1 protein-coding gene is annotated in these 1782 nt (G+C 34.9%); it reads left to right on the forward strand.

The window, feature by feature from the left end; translation table 11 throughout:
* Positions 1-42: 42 nt before the first annotated feature.
* The coding region (gene acs / locus ABY298_RS16235) for an acetate--CoA ligase (RefSeq protein WP_372747083.1) at positions 43-1782 on the forward strand (1740 nt) is incomplete at its 3' end.

Consider the following 1782-nt stretch of genomic DNA (forward strand, 5'->3'; position numbering starts at 1 on the left):
GAAGAAAAACAAACTTTAGCCGATTTAAAAGTTGATTCGTTTATTAAATATTACAAATCGTATCAACACAGTGTTAACGATCCAGAAGGATTTTGGTCTCAAATTGCCGAAACTTTTACTTGGCATAAAAAATGGGATAAAGTGGTGGAATTTGATTGGGAACAACCAAAATTTGAATGGTTTAAGGGTGCAAAATTAAATATTACCGAAAATTGTTTAGACCGTCATTTAAATAAAAGAGGTGATGATTTAGCCATTATTTGGGAACCTAACGATCCAAATGAGGCTAATAGAACATTTACTTATAAACAATTGCATGCTGAGGTTTGTAAGTTTGCAAACGTTTTAAAAAACAACAATATTAAAAAAGGTGATAGGGTTTGTATTTATATGCCAATGGTGCCAGAATTGGCAATTGCAGTATTGGCTTGTGCCAGAATAGGAGCAGTGCATTCTGTTGTATTTGCTGGTTTTTCAGCGGTAGCACTTTCAACAAGAATTAATGATGCTGAATGTAAAATGTTACTAACTTCAGATGGTGTTTTTAGAGGAAGCAAAGCAGTTGATTTTAAATCTATTGTTGATGAAGCATTGGAAACGTGTCCAACTATTGAAACTTCTATTGTATTAAATAGAGTGAATGGTAATGTAACTATGAAGGCTGGAAGAGATGTTTGGTGGCACGAAGAATTAGCGAAAGTTGATGCAGTTTGTGAAGCCGAAGTAATGGATGCAGAAGATATGTTGTTTATTTTATATACTTCAGGTTCAACAGGTAAGCCAAAAGGAATGGTGCATAGTTGTGCAGGTTATATGGTGCACACTGCGTATAGTTTTAAAAATGTTTTCCAATACACACACGGCGATGTTTATTTCTGTACAGCAGATATTGGTTGGATTACTGGTCATTCTTATATTGTGTACGGACCGCTGGCTGCTGGAGCAACAACTTTAATGTTTGAAGGAGTTCCTTCGTATCCAGATTATAGTCGTTTTTGGCAAATTGTTGAAAAATACAAAGTCAATCAGTTTTATACAGCACCAACAGCAATTAGAGCATTGGCAGCACAAGGAAATGAATTGACTGAACGCAACGATTTAAGCTCAATAAAAGTTTTAGGTACTGTTGGTGAGCCAATTAATGAGGAAGCTTGGCACTGGTACGATGAAAAAATTGGAAAACAAAAATCACCAATTGTAGATACGTGGTGGCAAACAGAAACAGGTGGAATTATGATTTCGCCTTTGGCCGGAGTTACTCCAACTAAACCAACTTTTGCCACACGACCTTTACCTGGAATTCAGCCTTGTTTGGTTGATGAACAAGGAAACGAAGTAAATACAAATCCGGCAGAAGGAAGATTATGTATTAAATATCCTTGGCCATCTATTGCGCGTACTATTTATGGAGATCATAAACGCTATAAAGAAACTTATTTTACAGCATTTGAAGGTAAATATTTTACAGGTGATGGTTCTTTTAGAGATTTAGAAGGAAATTATAGAATTACTGGTAGAGTAGATGATGTAGTTATTGTTTCTGGGCATAATTTAGGAACGGCTCCAATTGAAAACGTTATTAACGAACATAGTAATGTTGTTGAATCTGCAGTTGTTGGCTTTCCTCACAATATGAAAGGTAATGCTTTATATGCTTATGTAATTGTATATGAAAAACCTGAAAATGAAGATTATTTACGAAATGAAATTAATGAATTAATTGGAAGAACAATTGGTCCAATTGCAAAGTTGGATAAAGTTCAGTTTGTACCAGGTTTACCA

Source organism: Lutibacter sp. (assembly GCF_041596795.1).
Classification (GTDB): Bacteria; Bacteroidota; Bacteroidia; order Flavobacteriales; family Flavobacteriaceae; genus Lutibacter.